General features: G+C 67.2%; 11 protein-coding genes. 4 read left to right on the forward strand and 7 right to left on the reverse strand.

What is annotated here, in order from left to right; translation table 11 throughout:
* Position 1: 1 nt before the first annotated feature.
* The 3 genes from ACSFCA_RS26150 to ACSFCA_RS26160 are packed head-to-tail and all read right to left on the reverse strand — an operon-like array spanning position 2 to position 3,505.
* Positions 2 to 319 carry a polyhydroxyalkanoic acid system family protein gene (locus ACSFCA_RS26150; RefSeq protein ID WP_093053707.1) on the reverse strand — a complete coding sequence of 106 codons (318 nt, stop codon included), beginning with the start codon at positions 317 to 319 and terminating at the stop codon, positions 2 to 4.
* Positions 312 to 1,445: an aminopeptidase gene (locus ACSFCA_RS26155; protein WP_435461625.1), complete on the reverse strand. Its 1,134-nt coding sequence runs from the start codon at positions 1,443 to 1,445 to the stop codon at positions 312 to 314. The genes ACSFCA_RS26150 and ACSFCA_RS26155 overlap by 8 nt, the downstream gene beginning before the upstream one ends.
* Positions 1,442 to 3,505 carry a molybdopterin-containing oxidoreductase family protein gene (locus ACSFCA_RS26160; RefSeq protein ID WP_435461624.1) on the reverse strand — a complete coding sequence of 688 codons (2,064 nt, stop codon included), beginning with the start codon at positions 3,503 to 3,505 and terminating at the stop codon, positions 1,442 to 1,444. The genes ACSFCA_RS26155 and ACSFCA_RS26160 overlap by 4 nt, the downstream gene beginning before the upstream one ends.
* 51 nt (positions 3,506 to 3,556) lie before the next feature.
* On the opposite strand from ACSFCA_RS26160, the gene ACSFCA_RS26165 reads away from it, so the two are divergent.
* Positions 3,557 to 4,684, forward strand: a complete 1,128-nt coding sequence (locus ACSFCA_RS26165; RefSeq protein ID WP_435461623.1) for an ABC transporter substrate-binding protein — start codon at positions 3,557 to 3,559, stop codon at positions 4,682 to 4,684.
* Positions 4,685 to 4,714: 30 nt separating this feature from the next.
* Here ACSFCA_RS26165 and ACSFCA_RS26170 read toward each other — a convergent pair whose 3' ends face one another.
* The 4 genes from ACSFCA_RS26170 to ACSFCA_RS26185 form a co-directional block, all read right to left on the reverse strand.
* On the reverse strand, positions 4,715 to 5,809 hold the full coding sequence (locus ACSFCA_RS26170; protein WP_435461622.1) for a M14 family metallopeptidase: 1,095 nt from the start codon (positions 5,807 to 5,809) through the stop codon (positions 4,715 to 4,717).
* Positions 5,806 to 7,008 carry a M20 aminoacylase family protein gene (locus ACSFCA_RS26175; protein ID WP_258351714.1) on the reverse strand — a complete coding sequence of 401 codons (1,203 nt, stop codon included), beginning with the start codon at positions 7,006 to 7,008 and terminating at the stop codon, positions 5,806 to 5,808. The genes ACSFCA_RS26170 and ACSFCA_RS26175 overlap by 4 nt, the downstream gene beginning before the upstream one ends.
* Positions 7,009 to 7,095: 87 nt before the next feature.
* Positions 7,096 to 7,596, reverse strand: coding sequence for a nucleoside deaminase (locus ACSFCA_RS26180; protein WP_435461621.1), 501 nt, complete (start codon positions 7,594 to 7,596; stop codon positions 7,096 to 7,098).
* Between the two features lie 18 nt (positions 7,597 to 7,614).
* Positions 7,615 to 8,805 carry a glycerophosphodiester phosphodiesterase gene (locus ACSFCA_RS26185; protein WP_258351716.1) on the reverse strand — a complete coding sequence of 397 codons (1,191 nt, stop codon included), beginning with the start codon at positions 8,803 to 8,805 and terminating at the stop codon, positions 7,615 to 7,617.
* A 105-nt stretch (positions 8,806 to 8,910) separates the two neighbouring features.
* Here ACSFCA_RS26185 and argE point away from each other — a divergent pair, with 105 nt between their 5' ends.
* From argE to ACSFCA_RS26200, 3 genes are all read left to right on the forward strand, one after another.
* Positions 8,911 to 10,077, forward strand: a complete 1,167-nt coding sequence (gene argE / locus ACSFCA_RS26190; protein ID WP_258351717.1) for an acetylornithine deacetylase — start codon at positions 8,911 to 8,913, stop codon at positions 10,075 to 10,077.
* A complete protein-coding gene (locus ACSFCA_RS26195; protein WP_435461620.1) occupies positions 10,052 to 11,323 on the forward strand; it encodes a DUF445 domain-containing protein in 1,272 nt (423 codons plus the stop codon). The genes argE and ACSFCA_RS26195 overlap by 26 nt, the downstream gene beginning before the upstream one ends.
* 114 nt (positions 11,324 to 11,437) lie before the next feature.
* Complete coding sequence (locus ACSFCA_RS26200) at positions 11,438 to 13,084, forward strand: Vgb family protein (protein WP_435461619.1); 1,647 nt, start codon at positions 11,438 to 11,440, stop codon at positions 13,082 to 13,084.
* Positions 13,085 to 13,224: the final 140 nt, after the last annotated feature.

Below are 13,224 nucleotides of genomic sequence, written 5' to 3' on the forward strand. Positions count from 1 at the left end.
CTCAGGCGAGACGGGTGCCGCCACCCCGGGGGGATTCGAGCAACGCGTCGAGGTTGCGCGTGATCTTCTGCTCGATCATTTCGCTGAAGCTGCTGAACAGGAAACCCAGCGTCGCATCGAGCGTGAAGGTGCTGGCCGTGACCTCGACGGTGCCGTCGATGCCAGCGCGCGTGAAGGTTGCCACGTCGCGGTCTTCGCCCTTGGTGTAGACGCATTCGAGGCCGAACTCCTGCTCGGCCTGCTTGATCCACTGGCGTGCGGCGACGCGCGCCCCGGCGATGCCCAGCGTGTGGTTGCGTTCGATATGGATGTCAGGCACCGTGATCTCCGTTTTTTTGTTCCGGGCTGGAATGGGTTTGCATGATGCCGGTCGCCGCCTGCAAGGCACTGCGGCGTTCTTCCGTGGTCGGCAGCGCGGCGATGCGCCGGACCTCAGTGTAAAAGCGCGGCCAGTCGTGACCTTCGTGTTCGAAGAGTTTCTCGAAGCTGGGCACGAGATCGTCGTAGGCGCCCTGCGCGCCGAAGGCCGCGTTGTTGGCGCGCGCCACCCAGGCGTCGTAGGCGTTGCGGCGGGGGCCGGACCAGCCCTCCTTCAGCTTCGCGTAGCGCTCGCGGAAATCGGCCATGGCCGCCTGCTTCATGACCTCGACCTTGGCCCAGTCCTTGGCCTTGGCTTCGGGCGATTCGTAGACCTGCGTCAGCGCGCGGCGCGTGTTGAGCGCCAACGCCCGGAAGTCCTGGCGCTGCCCATCGAACTGGGCGTACTCGCGGCGGGCCTGCTCGCCGGCTTCGCGCTGCAGCCACATCGCCCCGCCGATGCGCTCGACGGCCGTGGCGTACGACTCGTTGAATACCGTGTCGCCGGCCACGTAGAGCACCTGGTGCGCCAATTCGTGGAACACGATGCGCGCGAGCTCGCCCTCGGGGTAGCCGATGAAGGTGGACAGCAGCGGGTCGCCGCCGGCCCAGTTCATCCAGCCCAGCGTGGAGTACGCGGGCACGGGGTACACGGCAACTTCCAGGTCTTGTTTCTTCTGCGCCTCGGCTTCGGCCTTGGCCGCGTCCTCGCTGTAGTAGCCGCGGTAGCCCACGCAGCCGGCCACCGGGAAGCACCAGCTCTTGAGCGTCAGCGAGTACGGCGGCGCGGCCACCACGTTCCACACGGCGGCGGGGCGGTGCAGGTCGGCGTACGACTTGTAGCTGGCGTTGTCGGGCAAGCCGAGTTCGGCGGATGCGAAGCGGCGGATGCGCTGCGTGAGTTCGAGCTTGGCCTTCAGCGGCGCGGACACGGCCGGGTCGGCCAGCCACTCGGGCACGGGCTTGGCGGCCCGCATGATGCCGATGTGGCCGCTGGCGGACTGCCAGTAATAGCCGAGGTCAGCGCAGCCGGTGAGGAACAGCGAGCCGGCCAGCGCGAGCGCGGGAAGCGCGGGAAGAGGCCTCACGCCTTCTCGACCTCGACGAGGCAGTCGTAGAACGTGGGCCCGCGGCCGATGTCGGTCAGGCGCTGGCTGGTCAGCTCGTTGACATTGGTGCCGTCCATGCCGAGCTTGCGCCACCAGATGCCCATGCCGTGCACCACGCCCTGCCGCGCGCGGCGCGAGACCTCGGCGCGGCAGCGGTGCTCACCGCGCTTGTTGAACACGCGCACCATCGCGCCGTCCTCGATGCCGCGCGCGGCGGCGTCGGCCTCGTGGATCTCAAGCAGCGGCTCGACCTCGATGGCGCGCAGGCTCGTCACGTTGACGAAGGTCGAATTGAGGAAATTGCGCGCCGGCGGCGAGATCATGGCCAGCGGAAATTCGGTCGAACTGCCGGCCGGCTCCCAGTTGGGTATGTGGTCGGGCAGGCCGCCGATGCCCATGGCTTCGAGGCGCGCGCTGAAGAATTCGCAGCGGCCCGAAGGCGTGGGGAAGCTGCCTTCGGCAAACGGCGCCTCGGGCAACTTCACGCTGGTGAAGCCCTGCGCCAGCAGTTCGGGGAAGTCGATGGCGTTGTCGGCAAAGGCGGTGCGGCACAGCGTTTCGTCGGAATCCGAGAAGCAGGGCTCGCTAAAGCCCATGCGGCGCGCCAACTCGCGGAACACCCAGGCATTGCTGCGGGCCTCGCCGCGCGGCGCCACGGCCGGGCGGTTCAGCAGCACGTCGGTGTGGCCGTAGCTGCAGTGGATGTCCCAGTGCTCCAGCTGCGTGGTGGCGGGCAGCAGGTAGTCGGCGTAGTCGGCGGTGTCGGTGCGGAACTGCTCCAGCACCACGGTGAACAGGTCTTCGCGCGCGAAGCCGGCCGCCACCTTGGCCGACTCGGGCGCCACCGCCACCGGGTTGCTGTTGTAGACCACGATGGCCTCCACCGGATTGGCGGTGTCCAGCAGCGCGTCGCCGATGGTGCTCATGTTGACGGTGCGCGGCTTGCGCCCGGCCAGCAGGTCGGGGCGCTGAAGCGCGGCGCGGTCGACCGGGTAATGACCCGAGCTGCTCAGCAGCAGGCCGCCCGCGCGGTCGCGCCAGGCGCCAACCAGCGCCGGCAGGCAGGCGATGGCGCGGGCCGCGTTGCCGCCGCCGCGCACGCGCTGCATGCCGTAGTTCAGGCGGATCGCAGCCGGCTTCGTGGTGCCGTAGGCCTTTGCCAACGACACGATCTGTTCTTCTGGAATGCCGCAGACTTCGGCCGCGCGCGACGGCGGCCATTGGAGCGCGCGCTCTCGCAGCTGCTCCCAGCCCAGCGTGTGGTTGGCGATGTAGTCGTGGTCGAGCCAGTCGTGCACGATCAGCTCGTGCATCAGGGCCAGCGCCAGCGCGGCGTCGGTGCCGGGCAGCAGCGCGATGTGCTCGTCGCACTTGTCGGCGGTTTCGGTCTTGCGCGGGTCGATGCACACCAGCCGTGCGCCGGCGCGCTTGGCGGCCTGGGCATGGCGCCAGAAATGGAGGTTGCTGGCGATGGAATTGCTGCCCCAGATGAGGATCAGCCTGGCCTCGGCGAAGAACTCGATGCGCATCCCGACCTTGGCGCCCAGCGTGTAGACCATGGCTTCGCCGCCGGCCATGGAGCAGATGGTGCGGTCCAGCAGGGTGGCGCCCAGCTTGTGGAAGAAGCGCCGATCCATCGACTCGCCCTGCACCAGCCCCATGGTGCCCGCATAGCTGTAGGGGACAATAGCTTCGGGTTTTCCCTGTAATACTCGAAGATGCGCGGCAATGTCGTCCAGCGCGGCGTCCCACGACACGGGCTCGAACTGGCCACTGCCCTTGGGGCCGACACGTTTCAGGGGCTGTACCAGCCGTTCGGTGTGGTCGTTGCGTTCGATGTAGCGTGACACCTTGGTGCACAGCACGCCACCGGTGTGCGAGTGGGCGGCATTGCCCTGCAGCTTGACGGCCACGCCATCCTTGACGGTTGTAACAAGCGCGCAGGTGTCCGGGCAGTCGTGGGGACAGGCGCCCAGCACGGTGGTCGTTACGGGCTGGGGAGGCGCTTCTTCGAGCAAGGTATCCGGTGCGTGGGCCATCGGGCGAGTCTAATTTGTGCGCGAGTCAGAGCGCGGGAGTGGGTTTTCATCATGTTGAATCGACGTCATTTTTCTTTGGCCGCGGGCGCGGCCGCCACGCTGGGGGGCTTCGGCATCGCGCGGGCACAGGGCGACACGCCGCTGGTGCTGGGCCAGTCGGCAGCGTTCACCGGTCCGGCGGCGCAGCTGGGCATCCAGTTTCACCAGGGCGCCAAGCTGTTCCTGGACCAGTACAACGCCCAGTCGGGGCACCGCGACGTGGTCATCAAGAACCTCGACGACGGCTACGAGCCCGACCGCTGCGCGGCCAACACGCAGAAGCTGATCTCGGAAGACGTGTTCGCACTCTTCGGCTACATAGGCACGCCGACCAGCCTGGCGGCGCTGCCGCTGGCGGTGAAGGACAAGGTGCCGTTCGTGGCCCCCTTCACCGGCGCGATGTCGCTGCGCGAGCCCTTCCAGAAAAATGTGTTTCACGTGCGCGCCTCGTACAACGACGAGACGGCGCTGATGGTGAAGCAGCTCACCCACCTGGGCCTGAAGAAGATCGCGGTCTTTTATCAGAACGACGCCTACGGCAAGGCCGGGCTCGACGGGGTGACGCTGGCGCTCGGCGAGCAGCAGCTCAAGCCCGTGGCGCTGGCCACGGTGGAGCGCAATTCGGCCGACGTGGCGCAGGCGGTGAAGTCCATCGTGGCGGCGAAGCCCGACGCGGTGGTGCAGGTGGGCGCGTACAAGGCCTGCGCGGCCTTCATCCGCGAGGCGCGCAAGGCGGGCTATGGCGGCACTTTCTTCAACATGTCTTTCGTCGGCACGCAGGCGCTGGCGGACGAGCTGGGCAAGGACGCGGCCGGCGTGATGGTGACGCAGGTGGTGCCCTCGCCCTACAACCAGGCCAATGCGCTGGCGCGCGAATTCACCGAGGCGGTGCGCAAGGCCGGCGGCGGCGCGAGCGCCAATTTTTCGAGCATGGAAGGCTACCTGGCCGCGAAGGTGCTGACCGAGGGCCTGCGCAAGGCACCGGGCAAGCCCACGCGCGAGAGCCTGATCGCAGGGCTGGAAAGCATCGACCGCCAGCAGTTCGGGGGGTTCGAGGTGTCGTTCTCCGCCAAGAACCACGTGGCGTCGAAGTTCGTCGAGCTTTCGATGCTTACTGGGGATGGGCGGGTCAGGACTTGAGACTTGTGCTGACTGTGCTGACCGATCAGGTCAGCCGCTGAGCCCGTCAACAGCCTGGAACATCGCCTGCCGCGCCTGGCTGACGATCTGCCCGCGCCAGGCATCGGTGTCCGTATAGAACGCCTCCAGCATCCGAGCACGGATACCGTCGGCCAGGTCGGCCGGCGCCTGGGGGTGCTTGTGCAGCCAGTGGTCGGCACGCAGCGCGCCGGTCACTTCGAGGATCGGCAGCGTGCCGTATTCGAGCGCGATGCCGGTGTACTCGGCCTGCGGGCACTCCTCGTATACAGAGTCCCACATCAGCCCGCGCAGCAGCGCTGAGGTCGAGGAGCCGTCGTAGATCGAGGTGACGGGCGCGGCGGGCGTGCCCCACCATGCATTGGCGCGCGCATAGGCGACCTTGTCGTCGCGGCAGGCAAAGATGCGTTCACCCAGACCGTTCGGGCCGAGCCCCGTATGCAGGTCGATCCAGGCCAGGCGCTTGGCGTTGCCCGCGTGGCGCTTGAGCACGCTGCGGATGGTCTTGTTGCTCCAGGTCGGCGCCTTGCCGCCGAAGAACAGACCATCGTCGAACTGGTATTGCCCGCTTGTCACGGCCGCCTGGTAGGCAGTGGCGCCGTGCTTTCCGATCCACTTGTCCACGGCCGCCTGGTTCTCGGGCGTGGGCGGCCAGGTGGCGGGCAGCAGCAGGTCGTGCAGCTTGGCATACGGCTCGTTGACCGGCACCGGCTTCGAGAAGTCGATGAAGTTGCGGTTCAGGTCGACGTTCTCGTGCGTCACGCGCCGGCCGTAGGAAAAACCGTGCGGGTTGAGCGCATGCACGTACAGCACCGCCACGCCCTGCGCCTTGGCCTTCTCGCGCCATTCAGAGTCGTGCAGCGCGAACACCTGCACGCCGCTGCCGCAGTGGCCTTCGGCGCCATGGCAGGCGCTGCTGACGATCAGCAGGTTCTGCGCATTCGCGTCGCCGTCGAGCGCGACGTCCATCGACAGGTCTTCGCCGTCGCGCCCCTTGAGCGGGTGCGCATGCGGCTCGACCGTGAGGCCGGCGCTCACGCAGCCTTGCAGGAACTTCTGGCGCGCCTGGGCGTAGCGCGGCGAAAAGGCCTCTGCGATGCCGATCATGTCGCTGCGCCGCCGGGCTTGAGGAACTGCTCGGCGATCTGCACCCAGCAGGTGGCGCCCAGCGGGATGAGGTCGTCGTTGAAGTCGTAGCTCGCGTTGTGCAGCGTGCACGGGCCTTCGCCGTGGTGCACGTCGCGGTGCGTGCCGTCGCCGTTGCCGATGAAGGCATAGGCGCCGGGCTTGGCCTGCAGCATGAAGGCGAAGTCTTCGGAAGTCATGGCGGCCTCCTGCTTCAGCACGTTCTCGGGGCCGACGATGCCGCCCATCACACGGCGCGCGAAGTCGGCTTCGGCCTCGGTGTTGATGGTGGGCGGGTAGTAGCGCTCGAAGCGGAAGTCGCAGGTGGCGTCGTGCGCCGCGCAGATGTGGTCGGCGACCTGCTTCATCTTCGCCTCGATCAGGTCGAGCACCTCCAGCGAGAAGGTGCGCACCGTGCCCGACAGCTCGCAGTTGTCGGGAATCACGTTGTTGGTTTCGCCGGCATGGATGGTGGTGACCGAGATCACGGCCGAATCGGTCGGCTTCATCTTGCGGGTGAGGATGGTCTGGAAGGCCTGCACGATCTCGCAGGCGATAGGCACCGGGTCGATGCCCGTATGCGGCAGCGCGGCGTGGCCGCCCTTGCCGATCACGTTGATGTGGAACTTGTTGCCCGAGGCCATCACCGGGCCGGGGCTCACGGCGAACTGGCCCGCCTTCATGCCGGGCCAGTTGTGCATGCCGAACACGGCATCCATGGGGAACTGCTCGAACAGCCCTTCCTTGATCATCTCGCGGGCGCCGCCGCCGCCCTCTTCCGCCGGCTGGAAGATCAGGTAGACGGTGCCGTCGAAGTTGCGGTTCTTCGCCAGGTGCTGAGCGGCCGCGAGCAGCATGGCCGTGTGGCCGTCGTGGCCGCAGGCGTGCATCTTGCCGTGGTGCTTGCTGGCGTGGGCGAAGGTGTTGAGCTCGGTGACGGGCAGCGCGTCCATGTCGGCGCGAAGGCCGACTGCGCGGCTGCTGGAGCCATTCTTGACGATGCCCACCACGCCGGTGGTGCCCAGGCCGCGGTGAATGGGAATGCCCCATTCGGTGAGCTTGCCTGCCACCACGTCGGCGGTGCGGACTTCCTGGAAACAGAGTTCGGGGTGGGCGTGAAGGTCACGTCGGACGGCGGCGATGCCAGCCGCCTGCGTGACGAGCGAGTCGATGAGTTTCATGGCGTGGACGTCTCAAAATGCCAGTCTATCCACTCTGGCGTTTCGAGGCACCACCAAAAATACGCACCCCGGGTGCGCACCCGGGGTTCAGTGCCCGGCGGTCCAGAAGCCGACGTGCGGCGCAGAGGCCTCTTCCTCGAGCAGCGGCCCCACCACCTCGACACGTCGCTGCCCGCGCGCAAAGACCTCGCGGCAGGGAAGCGAAAAGGTCGGGTTTTCGGGGTGGTCGCCGGTCAGGCCGAGCAGCGCGTGCTCTGAAAGCGCGTAGACCACGCGGCCGATGTTCGTCCAGTAGATGGCGCCCGCACACATGCAGCAGGGCTCGGCGCTGGTGAACAGCGTGCAGCGCGCGAGCTGCTCGGGCGTGAGCAGGCGCGCGGCCTGCGCGGCGGCCACCAGTTCGGCATGCTGCGTAGGGTCGCCCTCGGGCGGCATCGAGTTGTTGCCCGCGGTGACGACGACCTCGCCATGCTCGTTCGCCACCAGCGCAGCGAAGGGATGGCGCCCGCGCGCCTTCGACTCATCCGACAGCCGGATGGCCATGCGCAGAAGTTCGAGGTCGCGTGGCGACAAGTTGTCGGTGGTCATTTGCGGACAACGCCCCGATCAGCGGCCGATGCTCTTCAGGTAGTCGGCGCGCGCAGCCAGCGCGGTGTCGGTGAAGTCGGTGAACACGCCGTCCACGCCGAGCTTGTAGTACACGCCGTATTCGCTCTTGCCGTCCTTGTTGTAGTCGGACGCCAGGCGGCGCGACTCGTTGCGGAAGGTGAAGGGGTGCACGAACAGGCCGGCCTTGTGCGCATCGGCGATCAGCGAGGTGGGCGCGGTGGAGGTGGCGTCGGCGTCGTTGATCTTGCCGTCCTTGTTGACGTCCACCGGCTTGCCGTCGGCGCCGATGGTGCCCTTGATGCTCACGATGTAGCGCTTCCACGGGCCGATGCCGTCGGCGTAGGTCTTGATCTCGGCCAGGCCCGCGGGCGTGACCATGGCGTCGAAGTTGCGCTTGTCGCCGGCCTTGGTCCAGTCGTAGGGGCGGTCGCTGGGCACGGCGAAGGTCACGGCGCCGGTCTTCAGGTCGACGCTGTCGCCGTCGATCAGCTGAATGAGCCGGGTGTTCAGGCCCTTGCTCTTCATGTACTTCAGGCTGCCGGGCTCGAAGGACTGCACGTAGATGGGCGCGGTCTTGCTGTTCCAGCCGGCGGCGTTGATGGCGGCGATGACCTTGTCTTCCATCGGCAGGCCGAGCTCGCGGAAGTAGGTCGGGTTCTTGGTCTCGGGGTAGATGGCGATGGTGCGGCCGGTTTCCTTCGACTTGGCCTTGGCGAAATCGATGATCTCCTGGAACGTGACGATCTTGAACTTGCCGTTGAATTCCTGCGGACGCTCGGCGTCGGTGGAGATGCCGCCCAGCGTCTTGATCTCGGCCAGCGTGAAGTCGTTGCTGAACCAGCCGGTCTGGGTTTCGCCGTCGACCTTGATGGTCTTCTTGCGCGAGGCGAAGCGGGGGTGCTTGGCCACGTCGGTGTTGAGGGCGAGGTTGGGGTCGTGACGGGCGATGAGCACGCCGTCCTTGGTGGAGATCAGGTCCATCTCGATCACGTCGGCGCCGAGTTCGATGGCGCGCGCATAGGCTTCGAGCGTTTCTTCCGGCAGGTAGCCGGATGCACCGCGGTGGGCGATGACCAGCGGCGGGTTGCCGTCGAGCGTCAGCAGCTTGTTGCTGGAAGGTCCGGTGGTGCTGCAGGCGGCCACGCAGAGGGCGGCGGTGGCGGTCAAGGCGATCTGAAGGGTGCGCATGGTGCTGGTTTCTCCGTCCAAAAGAAGAGGGGCAGCGTACCCGCTTCGCGTGACGGCTACGACATCCACGCACGCGCCGCGCCGACTTCCGGGAGAATGTGTTGCATGCTCCACACGCTTTCCCCCCAAAGCCTGCTGCTGGCCCAGACCCTGGTGCGCATGAACACCGTCAGCGCCAACAGCAACCTCGAACTGATCGACTTCGCGCAGAGCCACCTCGCGGCCCTGGGCGTCAAAAGCCGCATCACCTACAACGCCGAACGCACCAAAGCGAACCTGTTCGCCACGCTGGGCGAAGGCAAGCCAGCCGGCGTGATCGTCTCCGGCCACACCGATACGGTGCCCTGGGACGGGCAGGACTGGAGCGTCGACCCGCTCTCCGCTGTGGTGCAGAACGAGCGCCTCTACGGGCGCGGCTCGGCCGACATGAAGAGCTTCATTGCCATCGCGCTGTCGAATGCCAAGCGCTTCCTCGAGAGCAACTCGCCCTTCGCGGTGCACTTCGCCTTCAGCTACGAAGAAGAAATCGGCTGCTTCGGCGTGAAGGAACTGATCGCCGACATGCGCGATGCCAACATCAAGCCGCTGGCCTGCATCGTGGGCGAGCCCACCAGCATGGTGCCCGCCATCGCGCACAAGGGCGTGTACCGCTACAAGTGCTGCGTGCGCGGCAAGGAGGCGCATTCCTCGCTCACGCCGAAGTCGGTCAACGCCATCGAGATGGCGGCCCGAGTGATCGGCAAGGTGCGCGACATGGCAGAAGACTTCGAGCGCAACGAGCCGCGCTACGAAGGCTTCGACGTGCCCTTCAGCACCGCGAGCGTGGGCCAGTTCCACGGCGGCATCGCCGACAACGTGGTGCCGCGCGATGCCGAGTTCCGCTATGAATTCCGCGACCTGCCGACCGCCGACGCCAAGCGCATGCAGGCCGACGTGGTGGCCTACGCGGGCAGCATCGAACCGGCGATGAAGAAGGTTGCGCCCGACGCGGGCTTCAGCTTCGAGACCATCTGCGAGATTCCGAGCTTCCTTGGCGCGGCCGACAACCCGATCACCAAACTGGCGCAGCGCCTGGCGGGCGAAGAACGCACCACGCTGGTGGCCTTCGGCACCGAAGCGGGTCTGTTCAAGAACGCCGGCATCCCCACCGTGGTGTGCGGCCCCGGCAGCATCGAGCAGGCGCACCAGCCCGACGAATTCGTGAGCCTCGAACAACTGGCGCGCTGCGAATTGTTCATGGAGCGCCTTGCTTCCACCCCCAGCATTGGCTGACAGCGGCGATGCGCTGGGGCGCATGAAGCGCGTCGCGCTCGGTCTGCTGTGCGGCGCGGCGCTGCTCTATGCACTGGCGAGCGCGCTGCATGCGCAGCACCCGGCCTGGGGCTACGTGGCAGCCTTCTCGGAGGCCGCGATGGTCGGCGCCATTGCCGACTGGTTCGCGGTGGTGGCGCTGTTTCGCCATCCGCTGGGCCTGCCGATCCCGCACACCGCGATCATCCCGAGCAACAAGGACCGCATCGGCGCCAAGCTCGCGGGCTTCATCTGCGACAACTTCCTGAGCACCGAACAGGTGCTCGGCAAGCTGCGGCAGTTCGATGCGGCCGGGCGCATCGCAGACTGGCTGGCACGCCCCGCCAGCGGCGAGAAGCTCGGCGAATTGGGCGTGGCCGCCACGCGCTACGGACTCTCGGCCTTCGACGACGAACGGGTGCGCGACTTCATGGGGCGCGCCGCCGCGGCCGGCCTCGAAAAAATTGACCTCTCGCGCCTGACCGGCCAGGCGCTCGACGCGCTCACTGCCGGCGGGCGCCACCAGGCCCTGCTCGACGACGTGCTGCAGCAGGTGGCCGGTCTGCTCGAAGGCGACGAGGTGCAGGCGCACATCACCGAAGCCATTGCGCGCGAGATCAAGACGCTGCGCTACGTGGGCCTCGACCAGGTGGCGGCCAAGCTGGCCACGCGCAAGATCGTCGCGGCCGTGGCGCGCACCATCGGCGAGCTGGCGGCCGAGCCCGACCATCCGATGCGCAGGCGTTTCGATCACTTCGTCGACGACTTCGTGGTGCGACTGAAGCTCGACCCCGAGTTCCAGCAGCGCGGCGAACAGATTCGCGCCGAACTCATCGCGCACCCCGCCCTCGGCGACTACCTGCACGGGCTGTGGGGTGAGCTGCTGGCGTGGCTGCACGACGACCTGGGCCGCGACGACTCGGCCATCCGCCAGCGCATTGCCTCGATGGCCGGCGCGCTGGGCGCACGGCTGCAGGGCGACGAAGCCATCCGCCGCTGGATCAACGAGCAGATCGAGGCCGCCGCGCCGCTGGCCATCGAGCGCTACCGCGAAGACATCCGCCGCTACATCGAGGAACGCGTCGGCGAGTGGAACGCACAGGAAATGACGCTCGAGCTGGAACGCCACATCGGGCGCGACCTGCAGTTCATCCGCATCAACGGCACGCTTGTAGGTGGGCTGGTGGGGTTGCTGATCCACACGGTGACGCAGCTGCTGCGCGGCTGAGCGAGCGGGCTCGGGTAATCCACAGCGGACGAAAGTCCGCATCGTGTCTCCGGAGAGACTCCACCGCCTCTTCCTCCTCCTAGACTGCTTCGCGCACCCACAAGAGGAGACACCATGCCCCGTAGAAGCAGCCTCGGCGCGATCGCGCTGACCGCCTCCCTCGCCCTGCTGGGCGCCTGCAGCAGCCTTGCGCCGCCACCCACCCGGCCCGCCTCGTGGGGCCCGCCCGAGGCGCTGGTCGCGCCCTCGTCCTTCTCGGGCGTGCACGGGCTGGCCATCGACGCGAAGGGCCGGCTGCTCGCGGGCTCGGTCGTCGGCAACACGCTGTGGGAGGTCGACCGCAACACCGGCGCGGCCAAGGTGCTCATCGATGCACCCGAAGGCCAGGCCGACGACATCGCCGTGGGCCCGAAGGGCGAGCTGGCCTGGACCAACTACCTCATGGGCATGCTGCGCTACCGCGAGAGCGACACCGCCCCGCTGCGCGTGCTGGCCAAGGACCTGCCCGGCCTGAACTCGCTCGACTTCGACCGCCGCAACGGCAAGCTCTACGCCTCGCAAGTGTTCCTGGGCGACGCGCTGTGGGAGATCGACCGCGAAGGCCAGAAGCCGCCGCGGCTCATCAAGAAGGACATGGGCGGCTTCAACGGCTTCGAAGCCGGCCCCGACGGCATGCTCTACGGGCCGCTGTGGTTCAAGGGGCAGGTCGTGAAGATCGACCCGGCGAACGGCAACATGACCGTGATCGCCGATGGCTTCAAGATCCCGGCCGCCGCCAACCTCGACGGCAAGGGCAACCTCTGGGTGGTCGATGCGCGCAGCGGCGAGCTGGTGAAAGTAGACCTCGCCACCGGGCGCAAGACGGTCGCGAAGCAGTTGCGGCCTTCGCTCGACAACCTGGCCATCGCGCCCGACGGCACGATCTACGTGTCGAACATGGCCAACAACGAGGTGCAGGCCTTCAACCCCGCCACTGGCGAACTGCGCACGCTCACCAGCGGCAAGCTGGCGGTGCCGGCCGGCATGAAGATCGATGGCAACGACCTCTGGGTGGCCGACGTCTTCGGCTTCCGCCAGGTCGACGTGCGCACGGGCGAGGTGCGAGACGTGTTCCGCATGCAGCGCGATCCGGAGCTCGACTACCCCTTCGCGGTGGGGCTGTCGCCAAAACTCTTCGCGCTGAGCTCGTGGTTCACGGGCACGGTGCAGCTGGTCGACCGGCAGACGCTGAAGACCGTCGAAACCATCCACGGCCTGAAGGCGCCGTTCGACGCCATCCCCATGCCGGACGGCAGCGTGATCTACGCCGAAATAGCTACCGGCAGCATCACCCGCGCCAGCGAGCCGAAGTTCACTGAAAAGTCAGTGCTTGCTAGCGGCCTGAACGGCCCGGTGCAGATGATCGTCGGCCAGGACGGCGCGCTCTACGTGACCGAGGCCGCCGGCAAGCTGCTGCGCATTCCGCTGGACGCCAGCGCGCCGCTGCGCACCGTGGCCGACGGGCTGGCGCTGCCCGAAGGCGTGGCGCAAACGCCGTGGGGCAGCTTCATTGTGGCCGAGAGCGCGGCGCGGCGGCTGGTGGAAATTGCCCCCGACGGCACACGCCGCACGGTCGTCGAGAACCTGCCGATCGGCCTCACGCCTGGGCCCGGCCTGCCCCCGCCCTACGTGGTCACGGGCGTCGCTGTGGGGCGCGACGGCACGATCTACATGGCGGCCGACCGCAACAATGCGATATATCGAATCCGTCCCGTAAGGTAGGGTAACAATAAGTGTAAATTGGAGTTTACTTTTAAAAACAAATATTACAGACTGCGCGGGACGTCTTGTGGCGTCCCGATTGCATCCGGTGGTCGGGAGGTCTGCGAGGCGCTCTTTTCCTGAACTTGAAAGGACATCGC

The sequence above is a fragment of the Variovorax multivorans genome (genome assembly GCF_051216835.1).
In the GTDB taxonomy this organism is placed as follows: Bacteria; Pseudomonadota; Gammaproteobacteria; order Burkholderiales; family Burkholderiaceae_C; genus Variovorax.

Bases quoted from the DNA above. Each gene is read 5' to 3' on its own strand.
- ACSFCA_RS26175 (WP_258351714.1), bottom strand. From the start codon at position 7,008: ATGAAACTCATCGACTCGCTCGTCACGCAGGCGGCTGGCATCGCCGCC.
- ACSFCA_RS26185 (WP_258351716.1), bottom strand. From the start codon at position 8,805: ATGCGCACCCTTCAGATCGCCTTGACCGCCACCGCCGCCCTCTGCGTG.
- ACSFCA_RS26200 (WP_435461619.1), top strand. From the start codon at position 11,438: ATGCCCCGTAGAAGCAGCCTCGGCGCGATCGCGCTGACCGCCTCCCTC.
- ACSFCA_RS26160 (WP_435461624.1), bottom strand. From the start codon at position 3,505: ATGGCCCACGCACCGGATACCTTGCTCGAAGAAGCGCCTCCCCAGCCC.
- ACSFCA_RS26165 (WP_435461623.1), top strand. From the start codon at position 3,557: ATGTTGAATCGACGTCATTTTTCTTTGGCCGCGGGCGCGGCCGCCACG.
- ACSFCA_RS26170 (WP_435461622.1), bottom strand. From the start codon at position 5,809: ATGATCGGCATCGCAGAGGCCTTTTCGCCGCGCTACGCCCAGGCGCGC.
- ACSFCA_RS26180 (WP_435461621.1), bottom strand. From the start codon at position 7,596: ATGACCACCGACAACTTGTCGCCACGCGACCTCGAACTTCTGCGCATG.
- argE (WP_258351717.1), top strand. From the start codon at position 8,911: ATGCTCCACACGCTTTCCCCCCAAAGCCTGCTGCTGGCCCAGACCCTG.